Origin of the sequence: Pseudomonas sp. NPDC087639 (assembly GCF_044743385.1) — a bacterium.
Taxonomy (GTDB): domain Bacteria; phylum Pseudomonadota; class Gammaproteobacteria; order Pseudomonadales; family Pseudomonadaceae; genus Aquipseudomonas.
This window is the reverse complement of sequence record NZ_JBIUWI010000005.1, coordinates 37,795-51,387: the sequence shown is the minus strand read 5'-3', so window position 1 is coordinate 51,387 and position 13,593 is coordinate 37,795. Positions and strand designations below refer to the sequence as shown.

At 59.2% G+C, this 13,593-nt stretch carries 16 protein-coding genes; 4 read left to right on the top strand and 12 right to left on the bottom strand.

What is annotated here, in order from left to right; all coding sequences use genetic code 11:
• Positions 1 to 62: 62 nt before the first annotated feature.
• From folE to ACIOVB_RS04385, 4 genes are all read right to left on the bottom strand, one after another.
• A complete protein-coding gene (gene folE, locus ACIOVB_RS04400; protein WP_187678723.1) occupies positions 63 to 617 on the bottom strand; it encodes a GTP cyclohydrolase I FolE in 555 nt (184 codons plus the stop codon).
• Entirely contained in the window at positions 614 to 1,063 is a 450-nt protein-coding gene (locus tag ACIOVB_RS04395) for a thiol-disulfide oxidoreductase DCC family protein (RefSeq protein ID WP_401265190.1), read from the bottom strand. Before ACIOVB_RS04395 ends, folE begins: the two co-directional genes overlap by 4 nt.
• Before the next feature lie 186 nt (positions 1,064 to 1,249).
• Complete coding sequence (locus ACIOVB_RS04390; RefSeq protein ID WP_401265187.1) at positions 1,250 to 2,374, bottom strand: alkene reductase; 1,125 nt, start codon at positions 2,372 to 2,374, stop codon at positions 1,250 to 1,252.
• Between the two features lie 115 nt (positions 2,375 to 2,489).
• Positions 2,490 to 3,167, bottom strand: coding sequence for a type 1 glutamine amidotransferase domain-containing protein (locus tag ACIOVB_RS04385; protein ID WP_401265185.1), 678 nt, complete (start codon positions 3,165 to 3,167; stop codon positions 2,490 to 2,492).
• Between the two features lie 210 nt (positions 3,168 to 3,377).
• Here ACIOVB_RS04385 and ACIOVB_RS04380 point away from each other — a divergent pair, with 210 nt between their 5' ends.
• Complete coding sequence (locus ACIOVB_RS04380; protein WP_187678719.1) at positions 3,378 to 3,962, top strand: TetR/AcrR family transcriptional regulator; 585 nt, start codon at positions 3,378 to 3,380, stop codon at positions 3,960 to 3,962.
• 14 nt (positions 3,963 to 3,976) lie between these two features.
• Here the strand turns inward: ACIOVB_RS04380 and ACIOVB_RS04375 are convergent, their stop codons facing one another.
• The 5 genes from ACIOVB_RS04375 to ACIOVB_RS04355 form a co-directional block, all read right to left on the bottom strand.
• Complete coding sequence (locus ACIOVB_RS04375) at positions 3,977 to 4,900, bottom strand: LysR family transcriptional regulator (RefSeq protein WP_187678718.1); 924 nt, start codon at positions 4,898 to 4,900, stop codon at positions 3,977 to 3,979.
• A gap of 112 nt (positions 4,901 to 5,012) precedes the next feature.
• Positions 5,013 to 5,723, bottom strand: coding sequence for an SDR family NAD(P)-dependent oxidoreductase (locus ACIOVB_RS04370; protein ID WP_401265182.1), 711 nt, complete (start codon positions 5,721 to 5,723; stop codon positions 5,013 to 5,015).
• Between the two features lie 50 nt (positions 5,724 to 5,773).
• Positions 5,774 to 6,430: a DsbA family oxidoreductase gene (locus tag ACIOVB_RS04365; RefSeq protein ID WP_401265180.1), complete on the bottom strand. Its 657-nt coding sequence runs from the start codon at positions 6,428 to 6,430 to the stop codon at positions 5,774 to 5,776.
• Entirely contained in the window at positions 6,427 to 6,642 is a 216-nt protein-coding gene (locus ACIOVB_RS04360; RefSeq protein WP_401265178.1) for a 4-oxalocrotonate tautomerase family protein, read from the bottom strand. The genes ACIOVB_RS04365 and ACIOVB_RS04360 overlap by 4 nt, the downstream gene beginning before the upstream one ends.
• 163 nt (positions 6,643 to 6,805) lie before the next feature.
• Positions 6,806 to 7,513 (bottom strand): tRNA (adenine(22)-N(1))-methyltransferase, encoded by a 708-nt coding sequence (locus tag ACIOVB_RS04355; protein ID WP_401265177.1) that lies wholly within the window; start codon positions 7,511 to 7,513, stop codon positions 6,806 to 6,808.
• A gap of 189 nt (positions 7,514 to 7,702) precedes the next feature.
• On the opposite strand from ACIOVB_RS04355, the gene ACIOVB_RS04350 reads away from it, so the two are divergent.
• A complete protein-coding gene (locus ACIOVB_RS04350) occupies positions 7,703 to 8,632 on the top strand; it encodes a Gfo/Idh/MocA family protein (RefSeq protein ID WP_401265174.1) in 930 nt (309 codons plus the stop codon).
• Between the two features lie 47 nt (positions 8,633 to 8,679).
• Here the strand turns inward: ACIOVB_RS04350 and ACIOVB_RS04345 are convergent, their stop codons facing one another.
• From ACIOVB_RS04345 to ACIOVB_RS04335, 3 genes are all read right to left on the bottom strand, one after another.
• Positions 8,680 to 9,945: an NAD(P)/FAD-dependent oxidoreductase gene (locus ACIOVB_RS04345; RefSeq protein ID WP_401265172.1), complete on the bottom strand. Its 1,266-nt coding sequence runs from the start codon at positions 9,943 to 9,945 to the stop codon at positions 8,680 to 8,682.
• Positions 9,946 to 10,037: 92 nt separating this feature from the next.
• Complete coding sequence (locus ACIOVB_RS04340) at positions 10,038 to 10,985, bottom strand: dihydrodipicolinate synthase family protein (RefSeq protein WP_401265170.1); 948 nt, start codon at positions 10,983 to 10,985, stop codon at positions 10,038 to 10,040.
• A 55-nt stretch (positions 10,986 to 11,040) separates the two neighbouring features.
• Positions 11,041 to 11,967, bottom strand: a complete 927-nt coding sequence (locus ACIOVB_RS04335) for a 4-hydroxyproline epimerase (RefSeq protein WP_187678709.1) — start codon at positions 11,965 to 11,967, stop codon at positions 11,041 to 11,043.
• A 260-nt stretch (positions 11,968 to 12,227) separates the two neighbouring features.
• Here ACIOVB_RS04335 and ACIOVB_RS04330 point away from each other — a divergent pair, with 260 nt between their 5' ends.
• Together ACIOVB_RS04330 and ACIOVB_RS04325 are read left to right on the top strand one after the other, a co-directional pair.
• Complete coding sequence (locus ACIOVB_RS04330; protein WP_187678708.1) at positions 12,228 to 12,986, top strand: AraC family transcriptional regulator; 759 nt, start codon at positions 12,228 to 12,230, stop codon at positions 12,984 to 12,986.
• A 64-nt stretch (positions 12,987 to 13,050) separates the two neighbouring features.
• Complete coding sequence (locus tag ACIOVB_RS04325) at positions 13,051 to 13,338, top strand: hypothetical protein (RefSeq protein ID WP_262410331.1); 288 nt, start codon at positions 13,051 to 13,053, stop codon at positions 13,336 to 13,338.
• Positions 13,339 to 13,593 lie beyond the last annotated feature (255 nt).

The following is a 13,593-nucleotide window of genomic DNA, read 5'->3' as shown; positions in this document are numbered from 1 at the left end:
TATCTATGCTTGTACAGGTTTAATGGCGTATTTCACTCGACAAACCGCCAACGAAATCACTTTCATCGGCTGATCAGTTGGAGGAACTCCTGACGCGTGCTAGAGGACTCTCGAAAGGCACCGAGCATGACCGATGACGTCATGACCGAATTCTGCTTTGCCACACCGCGCATCATCATGCACATGTGCCGGGCCTCAATGACCACGGCTACACCCGCAGCATCGGTAATTTGCTGGATCGCATCGGCGATCTGTCTGGTCAGGTTTTCCTGGATCTGCAAGCGGCGCGCGAACATATCGACCACCCGGGCCACTTTCGACAGCCCCAGCACCCGGCCCGTCGGGATGTAGGCCACGTGGGCCTTGCCGATGAAGGGCAGCATGTGGTGTTCGCACAGTGAATAAAGCTCGATGTCGCGAACGATGACCATTTCATCGTTCTGTGACTCGAACAGCGCGCCATTGATGATGCCTTCCAGGTTCATCGAGTAGCCGTCGCACAGGTACTGCATGGCTTTGGCTGCACGCTTGGGCGTGTCCCGCAGGCCTTCGCGGTCGGGGTTTTCACCGACGCCGAGAAGAATTTCACGGTAATGGTTGGCTAATGATTCAGTCATTCGGATTTCTCGCGGCGTTGCGACAGGATAGGAGTGCGGCAACTGCTGTGGCTGTCGTGACAACGACGGCTGCCGTCCGGGTGAGGCAGCCAGGCCAAGTGAGGACGCAGGTGGCAGAACAAGCGATAAGCAATGGCAAACAAAGGCCGGGTCAAACGCCAGCTCAGGGGGGCGACCCAGACGCCAAACCCTGCGGCTCGCCAGCTCCATAGCGTAGCGTCGAGGCCTTTTACCCAGCGTCCATCGTCGAACCGTGCATGCAGTGAGGATTGCATTTGCTTAAGCGTGAACCCCAGTGCGGCTGGATCGAAGTCCTCATGGCTAAGGTCAACGAAGCGCAGGCGTGTTTCGACGGCGTGTTGGCGTAACAGCTTGATTTCTCGCGCACAGAGCGGGCATTCACCGTCAAAGTAAAGCGTCAGCGGCCACGGCTCTAAGTTGTACATTGCGGCGTACCTTGTATAGGTTTTTTATAAAGATAGGCCGAAAAAATCGAGCTGACAATGGAGCGCCATTCTTTTTGTGAAGATAGGAAGTCGTTACATCCAGGCGCCCCACGGAACCGGGAGCGGATTGGGCGGCGCAAAGTAGCGCTCCCGCAAGAGCGGGAGCACTGTTTCGGGCTCTTTGCGTCAGGCGAGGTAGGCCGGGTAATCCACGTACCCTTCGGCATTGCCGCCATACACCGTGGCCGGGTTCAGCGCGTTCAGCGGCCAGTCATTGGCGATCCGCGCGGGCAGGTCCGGGTTGGCCATGAACGGGCGGCCGAAGGCGACAAAGTCTGCCAGGCCAGAATCGAGCAACTGTGCACCGGATTGCGCGTTGTAGCGTCCGGCGTAAATGATCGCGCCGCTGAAGGTGTCGCGCACCGCCTGGCGAAAGGTTTGCGGCATGGCGGGTGCATTGTCCCAGTCCGCTTCGGCGATCGACAGATAGGCAATGCCTACCTCTTCCAGCACTTTGATCGCCTCGATGTAAGTGGTGTGCGGATCTTCCTCGACCAGGCCCAGGTAAGTCCGCGCTTCATCGGTGGTGCTGAACAGCGGCGCGAAACGTACGCCGACTTTCTCCTTGCCGATGCACTCGGCGACACCGGCTACCACTTCGCGCAGAAAACGCAGGCGATTGTGCAACGAACCACCGTACTGATCGGTGCGCAGGTTGCTGTGGGCGGAGATGAACTGGTTGACCAGATAGCCGTTGGCGCAGTGCAGTTCGATGCCGTCGAACCCGGCGTCCATCGCGTTGCGTGCAGCCTGAATGTAGAGCTGAACCAGTTCCTGCACTTCATCGGTGGTCAACGCGCGAGGAGCGGACGGCGATACCAGCTCACCCGCGCCAGGCGCGGTTTCGATGAACACGCTGACTCGGTCGGTCGACACTGCGGACGCTGATACAGGTGCCGCGCCTTCGGGCTGCAACGCGGTGTGGGACACCCGGCCCACATGCCACAACTGGGCGAAGATCACGCCGTCGACGGCATGCACGGCCTCGGTGACTTTGCGCCATCCGGCGATTTGCTCGGGCGTGTGAATGCCCGGGGTCCAGGCGTAACCCTGGCCACGCGGTTCGATCTGTGTGCCTTCGGTGACGAGCAAACCGGCGCCGGCACGCTGCTGGTAATACTCGGCCATCAGCTCGTTGGCGATGTTGCCCGGTTGCGTGCTGCGCTGGCGGGTGAGGGGTGGCAGGACGATGCGGTTTTTCAGGGTGTGAACGCCCAGTTTGGCGGGCTTGAAGAAGCTGCTGTTGTTCATGGAGTTGACCTTGATAAATGTCTGCAATCCGGTCGTTTATTAGACCAGTCGACTAGTTGATGGGCGAAAAAAAACACCGTGCAAGCCGCACACGGTGTCTGGAGTTGTAAAAGACTTAGCCGAGCATTTTCAGCAGTTTTTCGGCCACCGCGGCGGAGCTTGCCGGATTCTGTCCGGTGACCAGTTGCCCGTCAGCCACCACATACACCTGCCAGTCGGCGACTTTGGAATAACGCCCGCCGAGACGCTGGAACTCGTCTTCGATGAGGAAAGGCACCACTTCCGTCAAACCGACCGCCGCTTCTTCGGCATTGGTGAAGCCCGTCACTTCGCGGTTTTGAATCAGCGGTTTGCCGTCGGCATTCAGGACGTGACGCAGCACACCCGGTGCATGGCAGACAAATCCGTGGGGCTTGTTGGCGCGGTCGAAAGCTTCGATCAACGCGATCGACTGCTTGTCTTCGGCCAGGTCCCACAGCGGGCCGTGGCCACCTGGGTAGAACACGGCATCGAAATCATCAGCGCTGACATCGGCCAGACGCCCGGTGTGGGCCAGTACCTGTTGCGTCGCCGGGTCATTGCGAAAGCGCTCGGTTTCTGCGGTTTGTGCATCTGGCTCGTCGCTTTTCGGATCGAGCGGTGGCTGACCACCGGCCGGCGAAACCACGGTGATCTGTGCACCGGCATCCTTGAAGGCGTAGTAGGGCGCGGCGAATTCTTCGAGCCAGAAACCGGTTTTCTTGCCGGTGTTGCCGAGTTGATCGTGGGAAGTCAGAACCATCAGGATTTTCATAAAGCACCCTTGCATTGATCAGGTGTTATCGAAGCGCGACGGATTCGCACGTTGGGGACACCCGGTGATGTTTGTCGGGACACAGCATAGATTCCAATTAGACCAGTCGTCTAGTAATTTTTTTGCCTGTGGGTTTTTAGACCTCGGGTGTGGCAAACTCGCATTTCTTCGAAATATACGACTGGTCTATTGTTTGGTATTTAGCGCCCCATGAAAGCGACCTACGACGATACTCGCCAACACTTGCTCGACACGGGTCACCGGATGATGGCCGAAAAGGGCTTCACCAGTGTTGGCCTGAACGAGATCCTGCAAACAGCAGGTGTGCCCAAAGGCTCGTTCTATCACTACTTCAAATCCAAGGAACTCTACGGACAGGCCTTGCTTGAGGATTACTTTGTCTGTTACCTCGCCGACATGGAGCAGCGCCTGACTCTGCCAGGGCTGAACGCCTATGAGCGGCTGATGGATTACTGGCAGGGCTGGCAGAACCGTTGCACTCTCGAAGGGCATGGCGACGAATGTCTGGTGGTCAAGCTCAGTGCCGAAGTGGCCGACTTGTCCGAGTCCATGCGCCTCACATTGCGAGATGGCGCCGAACGGGTGGTGGCCCGCATTACCCAGTGCATCGAGCAGGGCCAGGCTGAAAAAAGCCTGCCTGCGGGAGACGCCCGGCACTTGGCGGAAACCCTGTATCAACTGTGGTTGGGCGCCAGCCTGTTAAACAAACTGCAGCGCACGGGGCAGTCGCTGAACACCTCGATGGCGACGACCAAGCAGCTGCTGGGTGTTTAACGCGGCGTTCACGGTTAAATCACCGCCCATTCATCGCGATATTGCAGCAGGAAATCCACGAACGCCCGCACGCGTTGGGGAACGTAGCGACCGTGCGGGTACAGCAAGGTGTATGGCCGGGAACGACCCTTATAGGGTTGAAGAACCTCGACGAGACGGCCGTCTGCCAGTTCCTGTTCGACAATGAACTTGTAGGTCTGGAACAGTCCCGCGCCGTTTCTGGCCAGCGTCACACCGCCGAGCACATCGTCAGAACAGGAGTAGCCTCCGTCGGAGTACACCTCACGATCCGTGCCATCCTCCAGAAACAGCCACGAAATTTTTCGCCCGCTGCTGGGCAACTCAAACTGGATGCACTCGTGCTGATCCAGGTCTTCCAGGGTTTTCGGCATGCCGGCCTTGTGCAGATAGTCGGGCGAGGCGACCACCACCAGCTTCGCGTCTTCGAGCAAGCGCGCGATCATGGTCGAGTCCGGTTGCGCCCGAACCCGGATCGCCAGATCGTAACCTTCCGCGACGAAGTCGATGTTGCGATTGCCCAAGTGAATATCCACGGAGACTTCGGGATAGAGCGCGCGAAACTTTGGCAACAGCGGCAGAATGCGGTGATGCCCGTACGTGGTCGGCACACTGATGCGTAACTGCCCCGAAGGTGTCGTCTGCGCGCCCATGACTTCTTGCTGGGCTTCAACCAATTGCGTCAGCGCCTGACTGCATTGCTCGAAAAACTTTCTTCCCGCTTCGGTCAATCGAATGCTGCGCGTCGTTCGGGTAAACAGGCGCGAACCCAGCCTCTGCTCCATGCGCAGAATCGACCGGCTCACCGCTGCCGGTGTTACCCCGGCCAGTTGGGCGGCAGCCGTGAAGCTACCGGCCTCGGCGGCGAGGCAAAAGAGCTCGATACTGCCCAACTGCAAGTCATCAAAGTGGCGCTTCATAATCGATTACACCGAGAATCAAGGGACATTTCATTCGGGTGTGTACCACATGAAAAGGCACCGCCGGTATAGGCCGGCGGTGCTTTTTCATGTCGTAAACAAAACGTCTGGATCAATGACCTGCACTCTGGCCCCCGTCGACGTGAAGGATTTCGCCGGTCACGAAGTTCGCGGTGTCCAGATAAAGGATCGCTTGAACGATGTCATCAATCTCGCCCATGTGGCCAACCGGGTGCAGGTTGCCCAGCGCTTCGTGAGTCTCGACACCATGCATCGGGGTCTTGATGATGCCTGGTGACACGGCGTTGACCCGAATGCCGCGCTTGGCATACTCGATGGCCAGCGATTTGGTCGCAGCGTTGATGCCACCCTTGGTCAGCGAGGCCAGCACCGACGGTACGCCGTCAATCGCATGATCCACCAGGCTGGTGGTGACGCTGACGATGTGTCCGCTGCTGTGCTTCTCCATCTCGGCAATGGCCAGTTGGGAGATGTGGAAGAAGCCGCTCATGTTGGTGGCCACGACCTGAGCGTAATCTGCTTTGCTGTACTCGGTGAACGGTTTCGCCACGAAGATACCGGCATTGTTGACCAGCGTATCGATACGGCCGAAGCGTGCAACGGCTTCGCGGATAACGCGCTCGGCGGTTTCAGGGTCAGCAATGTCGCCAGCGACGGTAAGAATATCCGGGTCTGTAGACGGTTTGATCGAGCGGGAAGTGGCGACCACCTGATAGCCGCGATCACGAAAACCCTTTACCAGACCTGCGCCAATGCCTTGGGATGCGCCAGTAATCACTACAACTTTATTGGACGTGTTCATGATGAATCCTCATTGAATCGAAGTTAATTAAGTAAACAAATTTTCAACTGTCAGACGTGAGCCGCGGCCTGCGCTGCCTGACGTAGCGCTTGCTCGTATTCGGCGACCGATTGCGATCCGGACATGAGTTGCCGATCATTCAGAACCATCGCCGGAACCGAGTTGATGCCGCGCTGCTGGTAAAACGCTTCAAGTTCACGGACTTCGCGACTCAACTCATCGGATGTCAGCACTGCCTGCGCACGTTCGGTATCAAGGCCAACTTCGCCAGCCAGCGCCACCAGCGTGTCACGGTCATTCGGGTTCTTTCCGTCCGTGAAGTAAGCCCGTAACAGGACTTTCTTCAGTTCGCGTTGGAGCCCCTGTGTCGATGCCCAAAACAACAAGCGATGGGCATCGAACGTGTTGTAAAAATGACTGCGTTTTTCCAGGTCAAAGCGAAAACCGATCTGCGCGCCGCGTTCAATGATCATTGCGTTGCGCTCGGCCACTTGCTGAGCTGTGCGGCCGTACTTGCGGATCATGTGGGCGATGGCGTTCTCACCTTCCGCCGGCATGTCCGGATTCAGCTCGAACGGTTTGTAAGTCAGCTCAACCTCGACCTCACCGGCCAGGTTCACGATCGCTTGCTCAAGTGCCGTAGCACCCAGTGCACACCAAGGGCAGACAACATCCGAGACAAAGTCGATTTTTACGGTGCGGCTCATGACTGCGAGTCCGACAACTGTTTGCGGTACTCCGTGGTCGTCATACCGGCATAACCCCAGTTATCGGTATCAACTTCCTCGATCACGATGTGGGTGAGTTTCGGGTCCTTGTTCAGAACCCGTTCCATCGTTTCCGTGATTTCCTTGATCACCTGGGCTTTCTGGTCCCGGGTGACGCCGTCACGGGTGATACGCACGCTGATGAAAGGCATTTGAATATCTCCAGTCGCAGGCCTGTCGGGATGATGGGCTGCTGTTGGAGAGAACTTTAAGAAGTTGCTGGAGATTGATAAATGGGGCTTTAGGTACATCATTTGTGATGCGGTGTATCAAATGTAAACGGCGTGATGGCCCCGATTGCGGCACCACCCGGAGCTACAGCGAGGCCGGCGCCAACATCTGCTCGATCCACTGTGCCTGTCGCGCGACCTCTTGCACTTTCGCCTCGGGCAACGCCTGCCGGGCCCGGGAGAAGTGGCTCAGGGTCTTCTGCTTCTGGCGCAGCTTGCGTTGCCACTTGGTCAGAAACGCCGGACTGCGTGCCTGCATCTGTAACGGGCCGAAGTACAGCTCCTGGTCGGTATACGTCACTGACGCTGCACGCTCGGCAACGATGATTTCGTAGTCGAAACGGTTCTCTCGCAGCACTTCTTCGCTGAGGATGCGGTAGCGGTTATTCATCAGCCATTGGCGCAGTGGCTGCTCGCCGCCGTTGGGTTGCAGGATCAGGCGTTCTTCGCCGCTCAAGTGCGCTTTGCCGCTGTCGAGGATGTCCCGAATGGTCTCGCCGCCCATGCCGCAAACAGTGATGGCGGTGACCCCGTCTTCCGGTTTGATAGCTGCCAGACCATTGGCCAGGCGAACCGTGATTCGGTGGTGCAGGTCGTTTTCGCGCACGGTACGTTCGGCTGCATGAAACGGCGTCAACGCCACCTCACCAGCCACCGCTGCTTCTATGAGACCACGGCGCATCAACGCCACCGGCAGATAGCCGTGATCCGAGCCGATATCGGCCAGTCGCGCCCCGGCTGGCACATGCGCCGCCACACGCTCCAGGCGCGTGGACAATGTCTGTTCGTTCAACGGCAACCCCTGTTCAGCACAAACCTGCGGCGTCTGCGGCCGCAAAAGGGGTGCGACTTTGTCGAGCAACGCGTTGCGTGTCAAATTCCGGCGACAAGAGCACACGACTAATAGCTACGCGACTTCCGCCGAAGTTTGCAGGTAATCTGCCGCTTCGCTGACTAAAACAAACAAAAGCAGGAGTCATTGATGCAACCGATCCGTCTCGGCCTGGTGGGCTACGGCAAAATTGCGCAGGATCAACACGTCCCGGCGATCCTCGCCAATCCCGGATTCCAGTTGGTGTCTGTCGCCACGCAAGGCAAGCCCTGCGACGGTGTAGAGAATTTTCAGTCGTTGAGCGAGTTGCTCGAAAACGGTCCGCCGGTTGATGCGATTGCGTTCTGCACGCCACCGCAAGGTCGCTTCGCTCTGGTGCAACAGGCACTGGCAGCTGGTAAGCATGTGTTGGTGGAAAAACCGCCCTGCGCCACGTTGGGTGAAGCGATGGCGTTGGTGACTCTGGCTGAACAGCAAGGCGTCAGCGCGTTGTTTGCCTGGCATTCACGCTATGCGCCGGGCATTGCAGCCGCCCGCGACTGGCTTGCCACTCGCACCCTGCAAAGCGTACAGATTGACTGGAAGGAAGACGTGCGCAAGTGGCATCCCGGCCAGACCTGGATCTGGCAACCGGGCGGCCTGGGCGTTTTCGATCCGGGCATCAATGCCTTGTCGATCGCGACCCACTTGCTGGCGCTGCCGTTGTTCGTCGAATCGGCCGAATTGCGCGTGCCGAGCAACTGCCAGTCGCCGATTGCCGCGTCGATCAAAATGTCTGACGCGCGCCACCTCGATGTGCGCGCCGAGTTCGATTTCGACCATGGTCATGACGAACTCTGGAGCATCGAGATTCGCTGCGCCGAGGGTGTGCTGCGCCTGGATAACGGAGGCGCGGTGTTGAGTATCGACGGCGTGCGCCAAGCCGTGTCGGAGGAGGGCGAGTACGCGGCGGTGTATCGACATTTCCAGCAGTTGATTGACGACAAGGCCAGTGATCTGGATCTGCAGCCGTTGCGGTTGGTGGCGGATAGTTTCTTTGTGGGGAGTCGGGTGGCGGTTGAGGCGTTTTACGACGCCTGATCCCGACGTACCCCATCGAAAGCCTGCGCTGAGAGCAGGCTTTTTTATCAGAAGCGAGAAAGCGCGTAAGGCTCGATACTCGGCAAACCGATCGATGGGTTCAGCGCTGTCGCAGAGGCCATCCCCACAACCATCTCCGCCGTCACCGCCGCCTGCGTCAGCCCCAGATGCTGATGCCCAAAAGCAAGCAGCACTTTGCCCCCGCACACCTGATCAATCACTGGCAGCGAATCCGGCAACGACGGCCGAAAGCCCATCCACGGGGTCGCCGCCTCAGCACTCAGATCCTTGCGAAACAAACCCTTGCTCAACCGATGCAATTGCCACGCACGCTCCATGCTCGGTGGCCGCTCCAGCCCGGCGAACTCGACGGTGCCCGCCAATCTCAAGCCATCGGACATTGGCGTCATGATGAACTTGCGTTCCAGCGAGGTGACAGGGAAGGGCAGGCGGTTGTGTTCGTCGGGCAGCATCAGGTGATAACCGCGTTCTGTGTCCAGCGGCACTTTCTTGCCCGTGAGCGCGGCGGTGAGTTTTGCCGAGTGCGCACCGCAGGCGATCAATACGCGGCTCGCGGTCAGACCGCCGGTTTTGGTGATCAGGGAAACACCGTTGGTCTGCATATACCCGCCCTGAACCTGTTCCCTCACAAAGCTCACGCTGCTGGCCTTTGCGGCCTCGACCAGCTCGCACACCACGCGATACGGATCGATGAAATGCCCGGTGCTCGGAAAGAACAGGCCGCCCTGAATCTGTTCGCTAAGTTGCGGCGCGGTTTCCTGTACAGCGCCGGCCTGCCAGAAATCGACAGGCACTTGCTGCTGACGCAAGCGAGCCTGCAGCGTTTCGATGGTCTGACGCGATTCGGCGCGTTCGAATACCAGCAATGAACCGTCGACTTTCAGCAGTTCGGGGCGCTGGATATCCGCGAGTAAACGATGCCAGGCATCGAGGCTGCTTTCATTCAGCGCGCGCAATCCCGCGACGGTTTGGCGGAAAGGTTCCAAGCGCAGATTCAGCAGCAGCCGCGTGAACCAGGGCAGCGCACGAGGCAGGTATTTCCAGTCCAGTCGCAGCGGGCCCATCGGGTCCATCAGCATGGCCGGCAAGCGCTTGAGAATCGACACATCGGCAATCGGAAATACCTGCTCGGTCGCCAAGTGCCCGGCATTGCCGAACGAGGCGCCGTGGCCGGGTTCCTGTTGATCGATGACGATTACTCGCAAGCCTTGGCGAGCCAGACGCAGGGCGCAAGCGACGCCGATGATGCCGGCGCCGACCACGGCGATGTCGTGCACGGGATTATTCGACATTTTTCAGTTTTCCCTTTGCCCATCGAACAGGCGACCGGCCTTGCGCTCCAGCGTTGGCAGCAACGCGCGGGCTACCTCAAAGTCTTTCCAGATCAGGCGAAGTTCTGCTCTGCCGACCAGTTCTCGTACCAGTGACGGAACAGCGCGTATTGGTTCTCCGCGTAACGACGCTGCGAGTCACTCAACGCATCGGTTTCGTTGAAGTGCAGGGAGTATTCCTTGTCACCGTTGAGCACCATCAGGTGTTTGTAATACAGCACCAGGTCGCAGCCCTCGTCGAAGGACGACAACACCGCCAGCGCCGATTCCAGCTCCTGCGCCTGACGTCGGGCTTTGGCGTCACCCTGGGCCGCTTGCTTGCTCAGCGCCACCAGTTGCAGCACTTCGCGAGGCAGGGCGTTGCCGATACCGGTAATGGCTCCGGTGGCGTTGCAGTTGACGAAGCCGTGCACCACTTGGGTGTCGACGCCGACCATCAGTGTCACGCCATCATCTTTGGAGGTGATGTTTTCCGCCGCGTAGCGCAAGTCGGCACCGCCGCCGAACTCCTTGAAGCCGATCAGGTTCGGGTGCTCGCGACGCAGGTCGAAGAACAGATCGGCGCGGGTGGCGAAGCCGTAGTAAGGGCTGTTGTAGATAACCGCCGGCAGCCCGGGAGCTGCTTTGAGAATTGCAGCGAAGTGAGCCTTCTGCGCGGCGGCCGAAGCACCCCGGGACAGCACGCGTGGAATTACCATCAAACCCTGCGCGCCGACTTTTGCGGCGTGGGCGGCATGGGACACCGCTTCGCGGCTATTCACAGCCCCGGTGCCGACGATGGTTGGAATGCCCGCCGCGACTAGCCGCGCCACGCCTTCCTGACGCTCGGCCTCGGTGAGCAGCGGCCAGTCGCCCATGGAACCGCAATACACCACCGCGCTCATGCCGATATCGATCAGCTCGCGACCCTTGGCCACCAATGCGTCGAAGTCCGGTTTGCGCTGGGCGGTGCACGGGGTCATCAGGGCCGGCATGCAACCAGTGAAGACGTTGTCGCTCATTGTTTTAACTCCTTGGCACATCATTCGGATTGGGTTGAAAAGTCAGCGCAGCAGCTCAGATACCCCACGCGAACGGGTCTTCTTCGTCGATCAGCAACGTGCTGTCGGCGGTCATGTAGGCGCGGCCAGTGATGTACGGGCGAATGCGTTCGCCTGCCCATTCGAAGCGGCCCTCGAACTGGCTGCCCGTGATGCTCGCCTGCACCCAGCGCTCGCCGGGTCGCAGCTTGTCGTCGGCGGCCAGGCAGGCGAGTTTGGCGCTGGTGCCGGTACCGCAGGGTGAGCGGTCATAGGCTTTGCCGGGGCACATGACGAAGTTGCGGCTGTCGGCATTGGCGTCGTCAGCGAACAGCTCGATGTGGTCGATCACGGCACCGTCCTCGCCATAGATGCCTTGATCTTCGAGAGCCTTGAGCATCGCCCAGGTGTACGCGGTGAGGTGTTCAACGTTGTCCATGCTCAGCGTTTGCCCATGCTCGGAGACGAGGAAAAACCAGTTGCCGCCATAAGCGATATCGCCGGACACACGGCCGTAACCCGGCACTTCCACCGGCACCTGTTTGCGATAACGCCAGGACGGCACGTTACCCAGGGTCACGCTGCTGTCTTCATGCAATGTCGCGGTGACCGCGCCGACGGGCGTGTCGATCTTGTGCTCGCCCGGCGCGATCAGTCCCAGGTAGTGCAACGAATTGATCAGGCCGATGGTGCCGTGGCCGCACATACCGAGATACCCTGCATTGTTGAAGAAAATCACCCCACACGTGGCGTCCGCCGATACCGGCTCGCAGTACAGCGCACCGACCAACACATCGTTGCCGCGCGGTTCCAGCAGGCAGGCGCGGCGCCATGGATCATGCTGAGTGCGCAGGGCATCGCGTTTTTCGGCCATGGTGCCGCCGGGCAGTTCGGGGAAACCGTTCATCACCAGGCGCGTGGGTTCACCGCCGGTGTGGGAATCGATGACGTGTACTCGTTTCATGGACGTGCGCCGTTGAGTGATTTCAGTAGGCGCCGGCAGGGCGTGTGTTCACGGTGCTGGCAGTTGTGTCACTGGGACGGGCAAACTTTGAACTCATCGACAGGGCGGTGATTGATGTTTTTCAGCGGGATCGATGACGAAATCGGCACAGTTGCGCCAATGAAACGCGGCCCTCGACACGACTTGAACGATGCTGCAATCTGCTCGCGACTGCCGCAGCACGGGCATTTGGCATATCCACGAACAGGGAGGGATCTTCAATGAAGAGCGCGTTTTCGATGCTGTCTCAGAGCCGCCCGCAAACCCTGGACGAGCTATTGGCCGGTGCCGCGCTGTTGTTGCCGATGCTCGATGTGATCCCCAACGCAGCGATATTCATCAAGGATGTTCAGGCCCGTTACGTCCTCGCTAACCGCACACTGGTGCAGCGCTGTGGTTTGAAGGACTTGCGTCCGTTGCTCGGCAAAACCAGCGTGCAGGTGTTCCCCGCGCAATTGGGGCCGGGCTACACCGAACAGGATCGCAAAGTGCTGGAAGAGGGCTTTGTGCTGGAGGATCAGCTGGAGCTGCATCTGTACGGCAGTCGCGAACCGGGTTGGTGCCTGACTCATAAACAACCGCTGTACAACCGCGAGGGGCAGATCATCGGGTTGGCGGGCATCTCCGTAGATCTGCAATCAGCCAGCGAAACTCACCCGGCGTTTGAGCGGCTGGCCGCTGTCGACGAACACATCCGCACGCACTTCAACCGCCGCGTCACATTGGGCGAACTGACGCGCATTGCCGGTATTTCCGTGGCGCAACTGGAACGCTACTGCAAACGGGTGTTCCACCTGACGCCACGGCAGATGATCCAGAAGGTGCGGCTGGAACATGCGCATCGTCTGCTGCATACCGATTTACCGATCACCGACGTTGCGCTGCAATGCGGTTACACCGATCACAGTGCGTTTACCCGGCAGTTCAAGGCTTCGACCGGGTTTACGCCCCGGGAGTATCGTCAGGCGACGGAGCAGTGAGAGGCCGCTGCGCATACCGACTAGACTCAATACGTCACGACCCGATTGCGGCAGGAGAAACGCGATGAGGGGAATACTCAGACGCCGATGCTCGCTGTGGCCCTTGTCCATCCTGATCGCCCTCAGCCTGGCGCTGAGCGGCGGCTGCTCAAACCGAAAACACTATCCGCCATCAGGCGTCGGCGACAGCTGCTATGCCAAGGCGCTGCCGACGGTTGGGGAGGGCGGTCTCGCCTGGGGTTCCAGCCTGAACATGGCTCGGCAAAAATCCATGACCAATTGCATGCGCTACGCCGGGCGATCGGGGGGCACGCCGAATACCTGTCAGGTGGTATTGGCCAAGTGCAAATGACTGTCCACCCTGGCAGTTTGTCGTTTTGATGGGCAAGCAGCATGCGTTTGCGCGTGCGGACGAGCTTTCTGTCAACGTTCACCTGAAATCTGCTGGTGGTACCACGCTCGATGCGATCACCCTGACCCTTTCTTGACGCTATGCATACCGGTACTAGAATTCACTCGATTTGTTTGGCTTTCTATGCCGATGGAGGCAGGGAAGGCTATCTGAAACGTGCGCAATAGCGTTGATGTTCGTGTGCGCTCTCAAGGC

Excerpts from the sequence above, each read along its gene's own strand:
- folE (WP_187678723.1), bottom strand. The coding sequence starts at position 617 with ATGACTGAATCATTAGCCAACCATTACCGTGAAATTCTTCTCGGCGTC.
- ACIOVB_RS04345 (WP_401265172.1), bottom strand. The coding sequence starts at position 9,945 with ATGTCGAATAATCCCGTGCACGACATCGCCGTGGTCGGCGCCGGCATC.
- ACIOVB_RS04380 (WP_187678719.1), top strand. The coding sequence starts at position 3,378 with ATGAAAGCGACCTACGACGATACTCGCCAACACTTGCTCGACACGGGT.
- ACIOVB_RS04335 (WP_187678709.1), bottom strand. The coding sequence starts at position 11,967 with ATGAAACGAGTACACGTCATCGATTCCCACACCGGCGGTGAACCCACG.
- ACIOVB_RS04370 (WP_401265182.1), bottom strand. The coding sequence starts at position 5,723 with ATGAACACGTCCAATAAAGTTGTAGTGATTACTGGCGCATCCCAAGGC.
- ACIOVB_RS04365 (WP_401265180.1), bottom strand. The coding sequence starts at position 6,430 with ATGAGCCGCACCGTAAAAATCGACTTTGTCTCGGATGTTGTCTGCCCT.
- ACIOVB_RS04340 (WP_401265170.1), bottom strand. The coding sequence starts at position 10,985 with ATGAGCGACAACGTCTTCACTGGTTGCATGCCGGCCCTGATGACCCCG.
- ACIOVB_RS04350 (WP_401265174.1), top strand. The coding sequence starts at position 7,703 with ATGCAACCGATCCGTCTCGGCCTGGTGGGCTACGGCAAAATTGCGCAG.
- ACIOVB_RS04325 (WP_262410331.1), top strand. The coding sequence starts at position 13,051 with ATGAGGGGAATACTCAGACGCCGATGCTCGCTGTGGCCCTTGTCCATC.
- ACIOVB_RS04375 (WP_187678718.1), bottom strand. The coding sequence starts at position 4,900 with ATGAAGCGCCACTTTGATGACTTGCAGTTGGGCAGTATCGAGCTCTTT.
- ACIOVB_RS04360 (WP_401265178.1), bottom strand. The coding sequence starts at position 6,642 with ATGCCTTTCATCAGCGTGCGTATCACCCGTGACGGCGTCACCCGGGAC.
- ACIOVB_RS04390 (WP_401265187.1), bottom strand. The coding sequence starts at position 2,374 with ATGAACAACAGCAGCTTCTTCAAGCCCGCCAAACTGGGCGTTCACACC.
- ACIOVB_RS04385 (WP_401265185.1), bottom strand. The coding sequence starts at position 3,167 with ATGAAAATCCTGATGGTTCTGACTTCCCACGATCAACTCGGCAACACC.
- ACIOVB_RS04395 (WP_401265190.1), bottom strand. The coding sequence starts at position 1,063 with ATGTACAACTTAGAGCCGTGGCCGCTGACGCTTTACTTTGACGGTGAA.
- ACIOVB_RS04330 (WP_187678708.1), top strand. The coding sequence starts at position 12,228 with ATGAAGAGCGCGTTTTCGATGCTGTCTCAGAGCCGCCCGCAAACCCTG.